At 40.5% G+C, this 18,913-nt stretch carries 10 protein-coding genes; all 10 read left to right on the forward strand.

Going from position 1 to position 18,913, the window contains the following annotated elements:
• The first annotated feature begins 99 nt into the window (after positions 1-99).
• The 10 genes from Bovatus_RS21725 to Bovatus_RS21775 all read left to right on the forward strand — a co-directional run bounded on the left by Bovatus_RS21725 (position 100) and on the right by Bovatus_RS21775 (position 18,903).
• Positions 100-1,644 carry a right-handed parallel beta-helix repeat-containing protein gene (locus Bovatus_RS21725; protein ID WP_004301607.1) on the forward strand — a complete coding sequence of 515 codons (1,545 nt, stop codon included), beginning with the start codon at positions 100-102 and terminating at the stop codon, positions 1,642-1,644.
• A 46-nt stretch (positions 1,645-1,690) separates the two neighbouring features.
• Positions 1,691-2,125: a hypothetical protein gene (locus Bovatus_RS21730; protein WP_004301610.1), complete on the forward strand. Its 435-nt coding sequence runs from the start codon at positions 1,691-1,693 to the stop codon at positions 2,123-2,125.
• Positions 2,126-2,418: 293 nt separating this feature from the next.
• Positions 2,419-3,729 carry a rhamnogalacturonidase gene (locus Bovatus_RS21740; RefSeq protein ID WP_004301612.1) on the forward strand — a complete coding sequence of 437 codons (1,311 nt, stop codon included), beginning with the start codon at positions 2,419-2,421 and terminating at the stop codon, positions 3,727-3,729.
• Between the two features lie 302 nt (positions 3,730-4,031).
• Positions 4,032-6,461: a glycoside hydrolase family 88 protein gene (locus Bovatus_RS21745; protein WP_004301613.1), complete on the forward strand. Its 2,430-nt coding sequence runs from the start codon at positions 4,032-4,034 to the stop codon at positions 6,459-6,461.
• Between the two features lie 173 nt (positions 6,462-6,634).
• Entirely contained in the window at positions 6,635-8,326 is a 1,692-nt protein-coding gene (locus Bovatus_RS21750; RefSeq protein ID WP_004301615.1) for a pectate lyase family protein, read from the forward strand.
• Between the two features lie 26 nt (positions 8,327-8,352).
• On the forward strand, positions 8,353-10,626 hold the full coding sequence (locus tag Bovatus_RS21755) for a fasciclin domain-containing protein (RefSeq protein ID WP_004301617.1): 2,274 nt from the start codon (positions 8,353-8,355) through the stop codon (positions 10,624-10,626).
• 12 nt (positions 10,627-10,638) lie between these two features.
• Positions 10,639-13,905, forward strand: coding sequence for a SusC/RagA family TonB-linked outer membrane protein (locus tag Bovatus_RS21760; protein ID WP_004301619.1), 3,267 nt, complete (start codon positions 10,639-10,641; stop codon positions 13,903-13,905).
• Positions 13,906-13,918: 13 nt separating this feature from the next.
• Positions 13,919-15,466 (forward strand): RagB/SusD family nutrient uptake outer membrane protein, encoded by a 1,548-nt coding sequence (locus tag Bovatus_RS21765; RefSeq protein WP_004301622.1) that lies wholly within the window; start codon positions 13,919-13,921, stop codon positions 15,464-15,466.
• Positions 15,467-15,482: 16 nt separating this feature from the next.
• Entirely contained in the window at positions 15,483-17,216 is a 1,734-nt protein-coding gene (locus Bovatus_RS21770; protein WP_032846044.1) for a DUF5108 domain-containing protein, read from the forward strand.
• Positions 17,217-17,223: 7 nt separating this feature from the next.
• The gene (locus Bovatus_RS21775) at positions 17,224-18,903 is read left to right on the forward strand and encodes a hypothetical protein (protein WP_004301626.1); all 1,680 of its coding nucleotides are present in this window, start codon (positions 17,224-17,226) and stop codon (positions 18,901-18,903) included.
• Positions 18,904-18,913 lie beyond the last annotated feature (10 nt).

The following is an 18,913-nucleotide window of genomic DNA, read 5'->3' on the forward strand; positions in this document are numbered from 1 at the left end:
AGACGTCGTTGTCACAAAACTCTATTCTTTGCGTACGATATTACAGCTCCTATGGTATAAAAAACAGTAGCTTTGCTGCTACATAATACTTGATATACCATGAAACGCATTAGCCTTCTTCTTTTTTTTATAGGATGTTTCCTCTTTTCTCTTTCGGCTACGAATTATTTTGTGGCTACTAATGGAAGCGATTCAAACAGTGGGACGATTGATAAGCCTTTTGCCACGTTGGACAAAGCACAATCAAAAGTGATGGCAGGAGATACTGTATATATCCGGCAAGGTACATATCGAGTGACGGAAGCAGAGATAATGGAACATTATACTGCGGGAAGTACTACTTGGAGCCGGGTATTTAAAATGTCAAAGAGTGGAACTGGACCGGACAAACGAATTTGTTACTCCGGTTATAAAAATGAGCGTCCGGTTTTTGACCTTTCGGCGGTAAAGCCGGAAAATGAACGTGTTATTGTGTTTTATGTAAGTGGCTCTTATTTGCATTTCAGAAATATAGAGGTGGTGGGAACACAAGTAACTATTGTGGGACATACCCAGTCCGAATGTTTCCGCAATGAAGGGGGAAGTGATAATATCTACGAACATCTGTCGATGCATGACGGTATGGCGATCGGTTTCTATATAGTGACGGGTAAGAACAATCTGGTGCTGAATTGCGATGCCTATAATAATTATGATCCTGTATCCGATGGCGGTAAAGGTGGAAACGTCGACGGATTCGGTGGACATCTCACTTCTCCCCAATATACAGGCAATGTATTCCGGGGGTGTCGTGCGTGGTATAACAGTGATGATGGTTTTGATTTGATTAACTGCCAGGCGGTTTTTACCATTGATAACTGTTGGTCTTTCTTGAATGGATATACGAAAGACGGTGGTAAAGCTGGTGATGGCACCGGATTTAAGTCCGGAGGATATGGGATGAGTGATAATCCTAAAGCACCAAGTGTGATTCCTATGCACATTGTTCAGTACTGCCTTGCTTATATGAATAAGAATAAGGGGTTTTATGCCAATCATCATTTAGGAGGGATAGCGTGGTATAATAATACGGGTTATCAGAACCCGTCCAATTTCTGTATGTTGAACAGGAAGACTGCATCGGAAGCGGTTGACGTGCCGGGATATGGTCATATTATAAAGAATAACTTGTCGCATACACCAAAGTCTTCGGGAAAACATATCATAGACGTTAATCAAGCGGAATGTGAAATAGCAAACAACTCTTTTCTTCCGGTAGATATGGCTGTGACGGATGATGATTTTGTTAGTTTGGATGCTTCCCAGCTTGCCTTACCTCGTAAGTCAGACGGAAGTCTTCCTTATGTAGAATTTTTGCGGCTGAAGACGAATAGTAAATTATATAATGCCGGAATGGGTTGTTTTCTTGCCGGGGGCAGTGAAGATACTAGCTATGATTGGCTGGAAGATGCGGCAATACTTGTTGAGGGAGATGTGGCAAAGATAGTAGGTCATGGCGCAGAAGCATTTGTGTACTTCTATATTAATGGTAAGGCAGTTTCTTTCTCTGATAGACAAGTGGATTTATCGGCCTATAAGGGAGAAATTGATTTGAAAGCGACGACAGATAATGGTGGCGTAACTAAATTGAAACAGATCAGGTGACGCAGAAATATAGAATTATGAAACCGATTCATAAAATAAAGAGAATATGAATAGAGAAACGATAATAAACAGACCATTGGATATATTTAGGAAAGCAATGCTTTTCCTGCTACTTTGTGTTCTTATCGCATCATGTAGCAAGGAAGATACTATTACGGAAGAAACTGGTATAACCGGAACTCCTCATTTCACCTGGGATATTGCGATCGAACTTGAACAGCCCAATAACTGGTGCATGACTTTGGCTACAGAAAAAGTAGCAATAACCAATCTAACAGAAGGAAAACAATATATACTCACTTGGAAAGGAGGACTTTCAACTGGGCGGAAAACAGGAGGGGTATTAAAAACGGTTATACGCGGGGAACAAACAAAAAATACGGATTTGGATCTGTTGGAAATAAAAGAATCAGGTAATAGTACTTATGAAATCTTTCTTCGTGGTGGCGGACGTAAAGGAGAGATTGTGTTTACAAAATAATAGTCTACCGGATTGTTCATCCCGGAATAAATGATATAAGAAAAACTTAACTCTATTCGTAGCGTGTCTTCTTTTATAAAGAGGATGCGCTTTTTTGATACTGTAGAGAGCGTTTTATTTTAATTCGATATATGTACAAAAATAAGTCTGAATATGGAATATTGTATATAGATAAGTAGTATTTGAATCTTTTGCATAGAACTCCATAAGAAAATCAATATCTCCATATCCTTTGCTTTGGGGCAAATGGAAACATGCGGTACTTTTGCAAAAAAAGTAACGAGATATAGAAAATGATAAAGTCAGCATTTTTAATAGTAGCGACATGTTGTAGTCTGCAACTGTTTAGTCAGGAAAAATTTCCCGATGGTAAAATTATACCGGATTGGTTTTACAAAAATGAAAAAACTGATATAAATGGATTAGGAAAGAATTTCTTGATTACCGACTATGGAGTAGTGAATGATAGTACACTGTTACAGACAGAGCAAATTCAGGCTGTTATAGATTTGGCGTCTGATAATGGAGGCGGAGTCATTGTTATACCTGAAGGTACTTATCTTAGTGGTGCGCTTTTCTTTAAACCGGGAACACACTTGCATTTGGAAGAGAAAGCTATATTAAAAGGTAGTGACGATATTAGCAACTTTCCTGTAATAGAAACACGGATGGAGGGACAGAACCTAAAGTACTTTTCAGCTTTGATTAATGTTGATAAGGTAGATGGTTTCACCCTTTCCGGAAACGGAAAAGTTGATGGAAACGGTGAACGATATTGGAAGTCATTTTGGTTGCGGCGGCGTGTTATTCCTAAATGTACTAATATGGATGAATTGCGTCCTCGTCTACTTCATATATCTCATAGCAATAATGTACAAGTTTCAGATGTGCGACTTGTTAATTCTCCGTTTTGGACAACTCACATTTATAAATGTGATAGCGTAAAACTTTTGAATTTGCATATCTTTTCACCTTCTTTTCCCATAAAGGCTCCAAGTACGGATGCAATCGATATTGATGCGTGTAAAAATGTACTTGTCAAGGGATGCTATATGTCGGTTAATGATGACGCAATTGCATTAAAAGGTGGCAAAGGACCATGGGCTGATCAAGATCCCGATAATGGTGGCAATTGTGATATTATCATTGAAGACTGTACTTTCGGATTCTGTCACGGAGTGCTGACTTGCGGTAGCGAATCGATATATAATCATAATATAATTCTTCGACGCTGTAATCTGGATCAGGCTAAACGCCTGTTGTGGTTGAAAATGCGTCCGGATACTCCCCAACAATATAAGTACATCCTCGTTGAAGACATAAAAGGAAATGTCCGCAATTGTATCTTTATTGCTCCTTGGACACAGTTTTATGATTTGAAAGATCGCAAGGATATGCCAGTCTCGTATTCCAGCTATATTACAATGCGTAATATTCATCTGGATTGTGATTCCTTTTTTGCTGTAGAGAAATCAAAACAATATAAATTATCCAATTTCTGTTTTGACAATTTGACTATTACGGCTAAAAAAGATGTGAAGATAGATGAAAATATTATTGATGCATTGGTTATGAGAAAGGTTGAGATAAATAAAGTGAATTAAAAAAGAATGGTAGAAAGACTGGAAAATCGTACATAGCCTGTAAAATCGTACAAAATAGGCGTGTGATGGGCTGTACGCACATGAATTTACATAAGAAAGTCGAATTCTCCATATTCCTTTTCTTTAACTCTACCATGTAATGCGGTATCTTTGACATGTGCTTATTCAGTAAAATATTGAATCTAAAACTATAAAATACAATGAAATTCTGTAGAATTATTTTTTGTCTGTGGTTATTGGTCTGTTTCTTTCCAATAGGTATTCATGCAGATATACAACTTCCTTCTATATTATCAGATAATATGGTACTTCAGCAAAATGCGAAAGTACGTTTTTGGGGAAAAGCACGTCCCGGAGAAAAGATTTTGGTAAAGACTTCATGGGATCATAAGAAATACAAGGTGACTGCTTTAGCAAACGGTCATTGGGAACTGATGATACAAACACCGGCTGCTACTTCCGGACAATCTGTAATGTTGAAAGGTGATAATAAGATCCGGATCAATAATATATTAATAGGTGAAGTTTGGCTTTGTACGGGACAGTCAAATATGGAATTTCCCGTAGCCCGTAATCCGCAAGTGAAATGGAAAACAGGAATGTTGAATGAAGCGGAAGAAATGAAAGATGCTGATTTTCCGGAAATCCGCCTGTTTCATGTAGAGCATCAACTGGCACCTGATGGTGAAAAAGAAGATTGCGTTGGAAAGTGGGTGGTTTGTAATCCGGAGAATCTGAAGGACTTTTCTGCTGTAGGATTTGTCTTTGGACGTAAATTGTATAAAGAATTGAGTACACCGGTTGGATTGATTCAGTCTACTTGGGGAGGAACACATGCTGAATCCTGGACAAGTATGAAAGTGATGGAAAACAATCCGCTGTATGCTGATGTCTTAAAACAATATTCGAAGGAAAAGGTGAGTAGGGAAAAAGATAAGTGTAAGGTTCCGGCTACTTTGTGGAATGGTATGATTGCTCCTATAGTAGGGTATACAGTGAAAGGAAATATCTGGTATCAGGGAGAATCCAACTCTGTTCGCTATGAGAAATATCAGGAAGTATTTACTAACTTGATAAATAGTTGGCGGAAAGAATGGAATCAGCCGGATATGCCTTTCTATTTTGTACAGATTGCACCACATTACAAACAACCGGCAGGTATTCGTGAAGCACAATTAAAAACATGGTTAAGTGGACTTGAAAACATTGGTATGGCAGTAGTGACGGATGCAGCCGATTCTACCGACATACATCCACGAAATAAAGTTGCACCGGGCGAACGGCTGGCAGCTTGGGCATTAGCAAAGCAATATGGTAAAAAGATTGTTTATTCAGGACCTCTCTACAAATCAATGAAAGTGAATGGGAGAGAAATTACATTAGATTTTGAATTTGCGGAAGGTGGCCTGCAGACACCCGGCAATGAACCGGTAAAAGGATTTTTTATTGCCGGCAATGATGCGCGGTTTTATCCGGCTGATGCTGTGATTGATGGAAGTTCGATAACACTTTCTTCAACTTATGTCTCTGCACCTGTAGCTGTACGCTACGGTTATGGGACTTTCTTTAGAGTGAATCTGTTTAATAAAGCCGGACTTCCGGCAGTTCCTTTCCGTACGGATACTTTTGCTCCCGACACTTATTATCGTCTGTTTGCCGATTCGGAAATTCGTCGTTTCCCGGAAGCGTGGCAACTGGATCATGGAAAACGCCTGTATTTTGGTTATGCGCAAGGAGTAGGTTGTTGTGCGATGTTACAAGTTTGGAAGAAAACAGGAGACCGTAGGTACTTTGATTATGTAGAGGCATGGGCTGATTCTTTGGTAGACGACAAAGGAGAGATTCATTTATATAAGAAAGAAACCTATAATCTGGATTATATAAATTCCGGAAAAGTTCTGTTTGATTTGTACAAGGAAACCAAAAAGGAGAAATATAAATTGGCTATCGAGAATTTGATAGATCAGCTAAAAAAGCAACCTCGTACAACAGATGGAGGTTTCTGGCATAAGAAAATATACCCTAATCAGATGTGGTTGGATGGATTGTATATGGCTTCTCCTTTTATGGCTCGATATGGAGCTGAATTTAATTGTCCGGAATGGATTGATGAGGCTGTTAAACAATTCACTCTATGCCATCAACATACTTATGACGCCAAGACCGGACTTTACTATCATGCATGGAATGAAGACCGGAGCCAGCGATGGGCTGATCCGGAGACTGGTCATTCTCCTAATTTCTGGGGACGTAGTATAGGTTGGTGGTTTATGGCTATGGTAGATGCTTTGGAATATATTCCCCAAGATCATTCAGGTTATGCTGATATGATTAAATGGACGAAAGAATTAGCAGAAACCCTTTCAAAATACCAAGATAAAAATGGCTTGTGGTATCAGGTAATTGACCAACCTTCACGTACCGGTAATTTTCCGGAAGCTTCTGTTACGACACAATGTATGTATGCCTATATGAAAGCTGTAAATAAAGGATATATTGATAGTAGATATCGTGCCATTGCAGAAAAAGCCTTTAAAGGTCTGTGCAATAAACTGCTAATCTCAAATCCGGACGGAACATTGACATTGACAAGATGTTGCCAAGTGGGTGGGTTAGGTGGTAAGCCTTACCGTGACGGCAGTTTCGAGTATTATATAGGAGAGAAGATGAGAGATAATGATGCTAAAGCAACAGGACCTTTCATTATGGGATGTATTGAGTTGAATAAATAACAAGATTCTGGGATGAAAATATTTGCTATATATTGCAACACTTTTGTAAGGGTATTTGTGGATATTTCTATTCCTAAGAATATTATTAAGGGCACTCCTTAAAGGATGTACACTTTTTAAATTTGATTTTATTTATTAATCAAATAAGTATTTTTAATTATAATTTTATAAGAATGAAAAACACTGTATCTTTTCAGAGGAAAGGCATATCTATTGCCATGAAATGCTTTACAAGCATTTTCTATTTCTTCTTATTTTCGCTTTCATCGCTAGCGGCTTGTGTTGATAAAGAACCGGTAGATGAAGAAGATGTAGACCCTGCTATTAATCCCCCTATTACTTTTGTGGAGGATGATGAAGAAGGTAATAATGAAGGCATTACAGGTCCGGCATTTCCTTCCTTTACCAGTAATAATGCACCAGCATTTCCTGGTGCAGTGGGATATGGAAGAAACGCTGATGGTGCCCGTGGAAGTAACACTAAATCTGTTTATGTTGTAACCAATCTGAATAATAGCGGTACAGGGTCACTAAGAGATGCCGTCAGCCAGTCAAACAGAATTATAGTATTTAACGTATCGGGTGTGATTGATTTAAACAAAGAAGTGCTCGTATTTAAGGACAACCAAACGGTTCTGTTCCAAACAGCTCCAGGTGATGGTATTGAACTTTATAATGGTAGGACTTCTTCTACCAATGCAGATAACCTGATTGTACGCTATATGCGTATGCGTGCCGGTCGGCAGGTTAGTGGCAGTGACAATATAGATGCGGGAGGAGCGGCTTACGGTCACGACCAAATTTATGACCATTGTTCTTTTACATGGGGGACAGATGAATGTTTTTCACTTAACAATGACAAACAGCCAGAGGGACTTTATAACATTACATTACAAAATTCAATACTAGGGCAAGGATGTCAGAATCACTCTTGTGGAGGATTAGTTCAAACGAGTGACGAAGAAGGAATTACTGTTTACCGAAATCTATTTATTGATAATAAGACTCGTAATTTTAAAGTAAAAGGACTGAATCAATTTGTTAATAATGTTCTCTACAATTGGGGAAATGGAGCAGCTTATAATATGGGTGGCGAATCTTCTGGGCACTCCAACACAGTCATTGAAAATAATTATTTTATCAAAGGACCAGCTTATACATGGGTGAATACGTCATATCCTATAGCAACTACAGATAAGAGTATGTTCGATGATGAAACGAAATATCATTATAATGGAATAAGTAGTGACAATAACAATTATTTGGCAGATACTTATCAACAAGTAAATCCGACTAAACCTTTCATTGGTGGTACCGGTGATGGCGATTTCGATACCTATTGTGTAGGCAACTATTACGATGATAATAAAGATGGCACATTAAATGGATTTGAAATCACGCAAGGCAATTGGCAAACTTATTGCAGTGCCACTCCTGTCTTTTTGAGTAAACCAGACAGCCAGCATCCGGAAATCACCATAAAAGTTAGTGCTACAGAAGCCTATCACTGGGTTGTTAAAAATGTTGGTCCGGTTTTACCCAATCGTGATTTGGTAGATCAATTCATGATTGATGAACTAACCACATTAGGGATTAAAGGAACGATTTTCCGTAACCAAAACCTAGAACGCCAATACCCTCTTGCCAAGACTTGGCAAAGCATCAATATTGGCACTCCTAGAGTAGATACGGACAGTGACGGTATGCCCGATGATTTTGAAGATAAATGGGGCTTAAATAAAAATGATCCGAATGATGCTGTAAGAACTGCAGCAAACGGATATACTAATATTGAAAACTATGCTCTTTCGCTTGAATTCCCAAATGAATATGAGAAAGCATGGCAAGAAGCATACGGAGAATAGTAACTTATCTAATAATTTATCAAACAATGAAAAACGCTACATTTTTACAAAAGATGTTGTGGCTGCTATGCCTTCCATTGATCTTGCTTTCGTGTGAGGATAAGATGGACGAGCACTATGAAGTGCCCGATTGGGTGGCAGACAACGCATGGGAGGTGTTAAGTTCCGGTGAACACGGTAACTATTCTATCTTCCTACGGGGACTGGAGATTTCCGGTTACAAACAAATGCTGGAAGGCAAAAGTATTCTGACTATCATGGCTCCTGATGACACAGCCTTTCAGGCTTATCTGAACGAAAAAGGATATGCCAATATTGAAGTCGTGCCCATTAACGAAGTCAAAAAGCTCATTGGTTATCATGTACTTTATTACTCTTACACCAAAGAGAATCTAGTTAATTTCCGTCCTGTGGGAAGTACAGAAACGGAAGAAGAAAAAAATGTTGATGCTGGATTATTCTACAAGCACCGCACCAGAAGTTCGGACACTCCGGAATTAGAAAACAGATCCGATGGTTCTTCCGTTATGGTGTATCATCTTGAACGTTATCTTCCGGTATTTTCTTACCGCTTTTTTCAGTCAAGAAAGCTGGATGCCAAAAGCAATTACGAAGCTTTCTACCCCAATTCCACTTGGACAGGAGACAATGGATTCAATGTTTCCAATGCATCTGTCAAAGAGTATGGCATTATAGCCAACAACGGTTACATTCATGCCATTGACCGTGTGCTTGAACCTTTGGAAACTATCTATACCGAGATGAAAAAACGGGACGAATATTCTACATTTTTCAATCTATACGAGTCTTTTGGAGAATATGTTGCCGATGACAACCTGACCAAATCATATGCTGCAGCATACGGTGTGGACACTTTATACCAATATCAACACAATGGTCTGCCTAACATTGCTTGCGAATGGCCGGTTAGCTCCTCACTCGCTTTCACCTCTTTGACAGCTATGGGTTATACCATCTTTGCGCCGTCCAATACTGCAATCGACAGCTTCTTTGAGGAATTCTGGGCAAAAGGAGGATATACTTCCTTGGGCGAAGTTGATAAACTGGCTATGAATTCATTCCTGCGTCAGTTCATTGATGCCGGATTAGCAGTATTTCCCGGTGACATAGAAAAGAGTATCAGTAGTACGAAAAGTGAGGATAAAATCGTGTCTGTGGAAGGTTCCGAAATCAATGTCAATCCGAATACGCTGAACGATAAAATTATGTGTGTCAACGGAGTATTATATGGTATGAACAAAATCAGCACACCGACTACTTTTGCTTCCGTACTTGGCACCATGTTCCAAAATAAAGAAGCACGTTCGTTCCTTTATGCAATGAACGGAACCTCTCTTCAACCATCTTTCGTTTCAAACAATGCAAAATACATTATGTTGATTCCGAAAGCAGCGCAATTTGAAGGTTCAGAGATTAGAACCTCTTATAGCACATCAACGTTGGAACAGAACACGGAAGATGGATGGGTGGAATTGAGCAATTCTTCCAAACAAGGTATTGTGAATATTCATTCGGCGAATATCCCGGAAACGCAATCGGCTTCTTTGCCGGACAATGGGATAAGGGTCATTACTACCCAGACAAGTTGGAACTTCTGGTTTGTCAAAGACGGGAAAATCACTAGTAACGCCCGTTTCAATATGCAACTGAATCCAGAATTCCAAGGAACGGTATTCTCTTCGTTCACGAAAGTTGGTGAAGGCTCTAACGGTACTTCTTATTGGTTTGACAATGAACAGCTCTTTAGCGCGGAAAATGGTGACTTGTCTCGTTCCATCGCTATTTGTGCCGACAAGCGCTATGTTTATTACAACTTTGCCCAATTGCTCAAGGAGGCGGGTATTACTGTCGGTGAGACTATGATGAATATCTTTGGCAAAGGACGCTTTGTCGCATTTATTCCGACGAATGAAGCCATACAGACAGCATTGTCAGAAGGAAAGATTCCGGGCGCTACCAATGCCTCTTTCGATGAAGACGGCAAGCTGACCGGAGAGTTCGACACAGCGACGTTGAAGGATTATTTGAATTCCTATTTTATCACCGGTGCCAAAAACACCATCGCGGCCTATCCTTATCCCGGTTCCAGTTTCAAAAGCGGAACATACAAGACTGAAAGTAGCGTAGCTCCCAACCTCATTTATACGGATAATGGAAGCACTCTGAACCTCGAATTGCAGGGACACGGCAAGTGCCAAGTGGTTTCAACTTATTCCAATTTCCCGTTTGCTTTTGGAGACGGTTGTTTTCACTTGATTGATGGCGTCTTTTTAAAATGAAAAACATAAGTTATGAAATTATTAAAATACATACTAGTAGCATTAGTATTCGTTGTCACTACCGGAGAGGCTTTCGGGCAAGTCAAAGTCTTGTCCGGTAAAGTATCGGAAATGTTCGGATCGACAGCGGATCCTTTGATGGGAGTCAACATAAACGTCATGAACTCCCAGAACCGTTCTTTGGGTGGAACCGTTTCCAATGTAGATGGTATCTATAATCTGAAGATTCCTGCCGGGGAGAAAAACCTGACAATCGTATTCTCTTATATTGGAATGAAAACGAAGAGAATCAAGTATACGGGACAAGAAAAGTTGAACGTCACCTTGCAGGAGGATACGAGAACTATTGACCAAGTAGTCATTGAAGGAAAACGTATCGAACGCAATGAATTGGGTATTACCGCCAGAGAACAGACTTCCGCTACCCAGAAAGTACAGATGAGCGACTTGGTAGACATAGCTCCGATTACGACCATCGAAGATGCCTTGCAAGGGCAGTTGGGTGGTGTGGATGTTGTGTTGGGCGGTGGCGACCCGGGTGCACGTGCTAATATTCAGATTCGTGGTGCAAGTACGCTGAATGCCAATGCCGACCCGTTGATTGTAATCGATGGTGTGCCCTATCCGGCTAATATTAGTGACGATACCGACTTCTCTACGATCAGTAATGATGATTTGGGAGCATTACTTAACATATCTCCACAGGACATCGAATCCATTGAAGTTTTGAAAGATGCTGCTGCTACTGCCATCTGGGGTACTAAAGGCGGTAACGGTGTATTGATGATCAAAACCAAGCAAGGAGTAACAGGAAAGACCCGTTTCACGTTCTCTTCCAAATTCTCTGCCAAGTTTGAACCGAAGAGCATTCCGATGCTGGACGGTAACCAATATTCAGCCATGATTTCCGAAGCTCTGTGGAACAGTGCCAACTATATAGGTCTTAGTAATTCGCTAAATTATCTGAATATGCTTTATAACTCTCCGGAGATCGGTTATCAACCGGACTGGACTTATTTTGACGAATACAACCAAGATACCGATTGGTTGGCTGCGGTACGCAAGAATACACAGACATGGGATAATAACTTCTCCATGAGCGGGGGTGGTGAAAAAGCCACTTATCGTTTTTCTCTAGGCTACCTCAATGAAGGCGGTACGACGATCGGAACCGGATTCAGCCGTTTGAATTCTTCTTTGAGTATCAACTATAAGTTCTCAAGAAGATTGAATTTCGGGGCACAGTTCAACTACTCTCAATCAAAAAGAGATGAAAACTATTACAACGTGCGCTCGGAAGCTTTCCGCAAAGCTCCAAACAAATCGCCTTATTACGTTGACGACACGACCGGAGAACTTACTTCACAGTATTTCAATCACAGTGAATATAGCAACTTGGATCCGGCATTCAAGGAGGACGGTAATGGTAGCAAATATTACAATCCGGTAGCGATGGCAAACGAGAGCGTCAAGAAAACGATCCAACGGGAGAGCAAGATGACTTTCCGTATCGAATATCAGATATTGAAAGGGTTGACTTATAAAGCCTATGCGAACTTGAATATCCGTAATACCAAAGGCCGTATGTTCTTGCCTCAGGTTGCTACCGGCCTTCCTTGGACAGACAGTTTTGCCAACCGTAGTACAGATACCTCTTCCGACCAGCTGACCATTGCTACGGAAAACCAGTTGATGTATCGCAACAGTTGGAAAGACAAACATTCATTGGTTGCCAACTTGTTGTTCCGTACGAATGAAACGACTAACTCCAGTTATGGCAGTCAAACTTCCGGTAATGCATCTTCCAGCCTGTCCGACCCTACTATCGGAAGCACGGTGCAAAAAGTAAGTTCCGGTGATTCTAAGGTGCGTAATATCAATGGCATTGGCGTTGTTAACTATACGCTGCTCAACCGTTATGTATTCAACGGAACCATTGGAGTAGAGAGTAACTCGGCAATGGGTAAGTCCGAACGTTTGGGGATTTTCCCTGCGGCAGGTTTTGCTTGGCATTTGGCTGACGAACCGTTCATGAATAACACAGACGAGTGGTTGGATGAATTCAAACTCCGTTTCAGTGTCGGTGAAAAAGGTAATGGCGCCGAAGGTACTTCCATCTATCTGGGTTCTTATGCATCCGGTGACAACTATATGAATATGAACTCCATCAAACCCAGTAGCATGCAGCTCAACAGGTTGAAATGGGAAACGACTACCGAATATAATACAGGAGTGGATATTTCTCTTTTCAAGAACAGAGTAAGTCTAACAGTGGATGTGTATCAGAAGTATACAAGAGATATGTTGCAACCAAAAATGAGCACGCCTACCAGCATTGGTTACGGTAGTGGATATAGGATGGCTTACTATAACTCAGGAAAGATGACTAATAAAGGTTGGGAGTTCCGTGCAAACATAATCGCTCTTAAACGTAAGGACTTTCAGTTGGGATTCAATTTCAACATCAACCAAAATACCAATAAGATTACAGAAATTCCGGTAAACTATACGGAAGAAAACTACACATTCGGTAACGGGAACTATGCTTTTCGTTATGAAGTCGATCGTCCTTTAGGCTCTTTTTACGGTTATCGCTACAAAGGTGTTTACCAGAATGCGGAAGCAACTCATGCACGTGATGCAGAGGGCAACATTATGAAAGACGTTAAAGGTAATCCTATTGTAATGATGAACGGTCATTATACTGTAGCTCCGGGTGATGCCATATATGAAGACATCAACCATGATGGTGTCATCAATCAGTATGATATTGTCTATTTGGGCAACTCACAGCCGAGATTTACCGGAGGATGCGGTTTTAACATTACTTACAAGCAATTCAAACTGGTTGCCAACTTCTATGGCCGTTACGGACAGAAAGTCATTAACATGACTCGTTTGAACAACGAATCTATGTACGGAATCAACAACCAAAGTACCGCTGTGCTCAGACGTTGGCGCAACGAAGGTGATATGACCGAAATCCCGCGCGCGCTTTATGGGGAAGGTTACAACACTTTAGGTTCCGACCGTTTTGTGGAAGATGCTTCTTATCTTCGTTTGCAAACTTTATCATTGAGTTACCGTCTGCCTAAAAAAGTATGCAGAGCTTGGGGAGTCAATAATATTGATTTCTATGTGACCGGCCGTAACCTCTTCACTTTTACTAAATATACAGGACAGGATCCGGAAGTGAAGACGGAAAGAACATTGGCAAAGGATGAAGCGGTAACGCCGACCTCCATCCAGCTCACTTGTGGTTTTAATCTAAGTTTTTAAAAACGCTACGAACATGAAAAAAATATTTGTTATACTATTACTGACAGGAGGCTTGTTGACGAGCGGTTGCAGTGACTGGCTTGATGTACTGCCTAAAGACAAGCAGAGCACGGATATGTACTGGCAATCTGCTGAAGACGTGGAATCCATCCTTGCGCAAGGATACAGTTGTATGCGCAATTGTATTCCATATATGATTGACTGGGGAGAGTTGCGGGGCGGATCGGTAATTGTTCCTTCCAGAGCTACCGAGAATGGTAGAGTCCAGAATTTTCAAGTACTTCCTAACAATTCAAGAGTGGCATGGGGTACATTCTACCAAGCCATTGGCATGGCGAATGCTGTATTGAAATATGCGCCGGGTGTGATGGAGAAAGACGAAAGTTACCATGAATCCCAGATGAATTCACACTGTACGGAAGCCTATTTTATTCGTGGATTGATGTATCTGTATCTGGTACGTAATTATGGAGAAGTACCTTTGATCACCGAACCTTACGTGGATGATGAGATGCCGACCAATGTGGCCAAATCATCTGAACAGGAAATCTTGGAACAAATAAAGAGCGATATGCGTACAGCTCTGGATACCAATGCAGCCAAGGAATTTTTTGAAGATTCATGGGCAACTAAAGGACGTTCCACCAAATGGGCTTTGTATGCGTTGATGGCGGAAACCTGCTTATGGGCGGAAGATTATGACGAATGCGTCACTTACGCTGACTATCTAATTAATGCTACCTCCGGTAGGCGTCCGGTTTTCATGTCTGTCCCCAGCCAATGGTTCCAAATTTTTTATCCGGGCAATAGCAATGAGTCCATTTTTGAATTGCAGTTCGATGGCGCTACTTATTACCAGACAAACAATTGTCCGACTAGTATTATGCCATACAGTACTTCCAGTACCAATAAAACTTATATGTATTCTGAAGCGATGACATTGCGTTTGTATGAGGAGAGTCTGAAAGAGGCTGTCCGTACTTATTTCGGTTCATGTGCACCACGCGAAAATCTTCATACACCCAGCTATTATGACGATTATCCCGATAATGCCATTATTTGGAAATACTCAGGGATGGGTACAAATAGTCTGATAGCTATCCGTGGTGGAAATCAGATGGATGCCAATTATATCATTTACCGGATGGCAGATGTCATGTTGATGAAAGCCGAAGCATTGATTCGGAAAGGCGGTAGCGAGAATTGGACGGAAGCCGTAGAGATAATGAACCAGATTCGCAAACGTTCCAACTTAGTTCCCTTGACCGTGGCTATGGAAGAAATTAGTGAACTGGATTTGTTGCAACTATTGCTGAACGAACGGGACATGGAGTTTGCCGCAGAAGGAAAACGATGGTATGATCTGCTTCGTCTGGGAAAGCAGCAAAATTTTAAGTATAAGGCTGAATTTAAGGAACTCGTGATGCAGAACAACAGCACCGCAGAGCCTAAATGGCTAAATTCCGCTTTGAATAACAGCGATGCCTGGTATCTGCCTCTTCCCGAAAGTGATGTGAACACCAACCGATTATTGGAACAGAACCCTTATTATGATAAATAATCAAACCATGAATAAAATGAAAAAGATAGGAAGGATTTATTGGATGCTGCTCATTATCTTATGCACGGCCTGCAATGATCCGTATGAAGGAGACACGTTCTCTGTTTATGATATACAGCCGGCTGCTACTTACTTGTCCAGCCGTTCCGGTGAATTTTCAGAATGGATTTCCATTATGAAATACGCTGACCTATACAATGCCGTCAATCAAGCGACTCAATATTTCACCCTTTTTGTCCCCACGAACGAGGCGGTGAAAGCATTCTATACGAAGAAGGGGATTACTTCTATTGAAGAATTGGGAGTGGAATATGCTCGTAACCTAGTTTCTTTTCATATTGTTCAAGATACAATCAGTCAGGAAAAATTTATCGAGCAAGAAGGCACGTTAAGTAAAAAAACGGTTTCCGATGACTTCCTTTCGGTGTCTTTCGGCAGTGCTGAAAATGGCGGCGGTGGTTTGCAATCAGTCTATCTGAATAAGGAAGCCCATGTCATAGAGTTTGCCAATTTGGTATCAAACGGCTACGTTTATGTGCTTGAAAACACGTTGACTCCGTTGACCGAGAGTGTGTATCAACGTATCGCTGAAAATGGAGACTACACCATCCTGAAAGGTGCATTGGATGCTACCGGATGGGGAAAGGAAATCAATACCATCTACGACACCATAGAAAATCAGTCGGGAGGTACTACTCAGCAAAAGCGAAACTATACCTTCCTTGCCGTAACGGATGCAGTTTTTAGTGAAAACGGTATCAGTAGTTTGCAAGATTTAGTACGGAAATTGGAAGCAGGTTCTGACTATACTAATCCGGATAATGCTCTTTATCAGTACGTTGCCTATCATATTTTGCCGGGAAGCTATGATCTGAAGAAAATGAGGAGTTTTGATACAGCAGACGTAACTTCTAAAATTTGGGATACTTCAAGTACCGGAAATATCGTCAAGGTAAGCAACAAGAATGATATTTTCTATCTCAACTATGCAGATGAGGAACATCGTGCCACGTTCCTCGAAGATTACAGTGACTTGCAGGCAAAGAACGGATACATTCATCAAGTCAGCACATGGTTGCCCATCGCCGAAGCTGAACCGGAAACTGTTTTGTTCGACTTGTGTAATTACTCCCTCATCGGTGAATGGATTGCAGCTGGTCATGGAGAAGAAGGTATCAAATTTCAGGCAGTAGGAGATGAAGAGAAAAAGTGTTCGGTGACAGAATTAAACTGTTATCAATATGAATTAGTAAATCCGGCAGGAGCGTATGACAGTTATTATAATGTTACTTATTTCCAGATAAGTTCAAAAAATGATTGGAAAACAGCAAATAATGGTGATCTTCTAATGCTGAATATTGGTAACACTGGATGGGTTTCCATGCAAACTCCTTCCATTATCAAAGGTAAATATAAAGTGACTCTGCAGTTTGGATATGCTACATCGCAACTATTCATTAAGCAACAAAGTAATAGCAATGGCGGACAAATGGATTTCAAGCTGATAAGCGGAACAGAAGAAGTTTTGTTGAACGAGCAAACTGAATATAAGCCTTATACAGAATTAGAAGGTTCAGCTCCTAAATTAGGACTCTATAAAAGCGTCATAAATAATGAAATAGAGTTTACAGATACTCAATCATATACTTTAAAAATAGTATTGAAAGATCCGGGAGCTAGCGCTAGTTCCAACTCTAAATATCGTATTTATCTGGATTATATCTTATTTGAACCTGTAATAGAAGAATAAAAGAACCATGAAAACGAAAAAATACATACTATATGCTCTATCCTTTCTGACATTGATAGGCAGTAGTTGTTCCGACACATGGGACAACCATTACGCTCAAGAGCAGAGTGCAGTAAACAATGACCAAATTACGATTGTCAATAAACCGCTGACCGAGTATCTGGCAGAAGAATCTTCGTTGACCAATATGTATCAGTTGTTTAAGGAAACCGGTATGATTGACGAAATGCAGAAAAAGGAACAGATGTACACCATCTTAGCTACGGAAGCAGATCTGGCACCAACAAGAGCTGCAAGCAACGATGATGTATATACCGCTCAAACTTATATCTCCGATGCATCTATTTCTCCGTCTAAAATTACAGATGGCCAACGTCTTTTGATGTGGAGTGGCAAATTTTTGAATATCAAGAAAACGGAAGAAGAAACCGGGAACATCATCCAGTTCAATAATGCAACAGTAACTAAAATAGTGAAACTGACTAATGGTTATCTTTACATACTGGATCAGGCGATTGTATCTCCGCGAAGTATGTATGAGATTATTGAATCATTGGGAGACGATTATTCCATTTTCCGTCAGATGATCTTGTCGCGCAATCAACTGACATTCGACAAGAACGCCAGTGAAATTATTGGAGTGGACAACACGGGAAATACGGTTTACGACTCCGTATTTACTGTAAAAGCCCCTTATTTTGAGAATAAAGGCTTCGACATTATGTCGGAAAACGTGACTGCAACCATGCTGATTCCTTCCAACGAGGTAATCAATGATGCTTTGACTACCGCACGTCAGAAACTGACAGAATGGGGACTGGAACGCGAAGACAGTATCATTAGAAACTGGGTATTCCAAGCTGCGTTTTTCAACAAGAAGTACACTAAACTGGATTTTGAGGAGAACGAAGACCTCAAATCGGTGTTTTCCAAGCAGTGGCGTACCACCGTTCAGGAAGTAGATCTTGACCATCCGGTAAACATGAGTAACGGAACTGCATACTATGTGAAGAAGATGAAAATTCCTACCAATGTGTTGATTTATCGTCTGAAAGATCATTTTTATTACTATGAAAAGATGACGGCATTAGAAAAAGAAACTTATTTCAAAACGACAAATCTGGCATATAAGGAAATTGGACATAGCGATGGTAAAAGTTATCATGACGGATGGCCTGCAATGGGATTTCCTAGAATCTATTATTACACTTTGGTGTATGATCTGGCAGATCCTGCAAACAAAACTTATACGCTTGAATTTACACCATTCAAGTATAAAGAAATGGGAACTACAGAGCATGAGGTTTCACCTTATAAGATTCCGGAAGGAACATATAAGATTTATTTCGGATTTGAACAGGACAAAAGTGGTAAAGTTGGACAGGTGAAGATATTTGTCAATGACGTGGAGGTAGGAACCGCTTCAGAAAGTGCAAATAAAGGTACCAATTTCCATTTCGACCGTAATGGCGGTGGATATGCGGAAGGATATGATGCTAATGCTGCCAAAGCTGCCGGAGTTAGCAAATATAGTAACTATGATCGCGATGGTGGAGTCATGTCCAATGAGTTGGTCGTTACGGGAGAAGCCAAACCTATCACGATACGTTTTGAAGGTTCAGGTAATAGCTTGACAAAGGCTATCTTCTTCCACTGGTGTTTGAAACCTACAGAGGATTGTTATTAATCTTATGAAA

The sequence above is a fragment of the Bacteroides ovatus genome (assembly GCF_001314995.1).
Taxonomy (GTDB): domain Bacteria; phylum Bacteroidota; class Bacteroidia; order Bacteroidales; family Bacteroidaceae; genus Bacteroides; species Bacteroides ovatus.

What these genes read in the sequence shown, in the direction of transcription:
- Bovatus_RS21765 (WP_004301622.1), top strand. Translation starts at nt 13,919, where the DNA reads ATGAAAAAAATATTTGTTATACTATTACTGACAGGAGGCTTGTTGACG.
- Bovatus_RS21725 (WP_004301607.1), top strand. Translation starts at nt 100, where the DNA reads ATGAAACGCATTAGCCTTCTTCTTTTTTTTATAGGATGTTTCCTCTTT.
- Bovatus_RS21730 (WP_004301610.1), top strand. Translation starts at nt 1,691, where the DNA reads ATGAATAGAGAAACGATAATAAACAGACCATTGGATATATTTAGGAAA.
- Bovatus_RS21770 (WP_032846044.1), top strand. Translation starts at nt 15,483, where the DNA reads ATGAAAAAGATAGGAAGGATTTATTGGATGCTGCTCATTATCTTATGC.
- Bovatus_RS21775 (WP_004301626.1), top strand. Translation starts at nt 17,224, where the DNA reads ATGAAAACGAAAAAATACATACTATATGCTCTATCCTTTCTGACATTG.
- Bovatus_RS21745 (WP_004301613.1), top strand. Translation starts at nt 4,032, where the DNA reads ATGGTACTTCAGCAAAATGCGAAAGTACGTTTTTGGGGAAAAGCACGT.
- Bovatus_RS21755 (WP_004301617.1), top strand. Translation starts at nt 8,353, where the DNA reads ATGAAAAACGCTACATTTTTACAAAAGATGTTGTGGCTGCTATGCCTT.
- Bovatus_RS21750 (WP_004301615.1), top strand. Translation starts at nt 6,635, where the DNA reads ATGAAAAACACTGTATCTTTTCAGAGGAAAGGCATATCTATTGCCATG.
- Bovatus_RS21740 (WP_004301612.1), top strand. Translation starts at nt 2,419, where the DNA reads ATGATAAAGTCAGCATTTTTAATAGTAGCGACATGTTGTAGTCTGCAA.
- Bovatus_RS21760 (WP_004301619.1), top strand. Translation starts at nt 10,639, where the DNA reads ATGAAATTATTAAAATACATACTAGTAGCATTAGTATTCGTTGTCACT.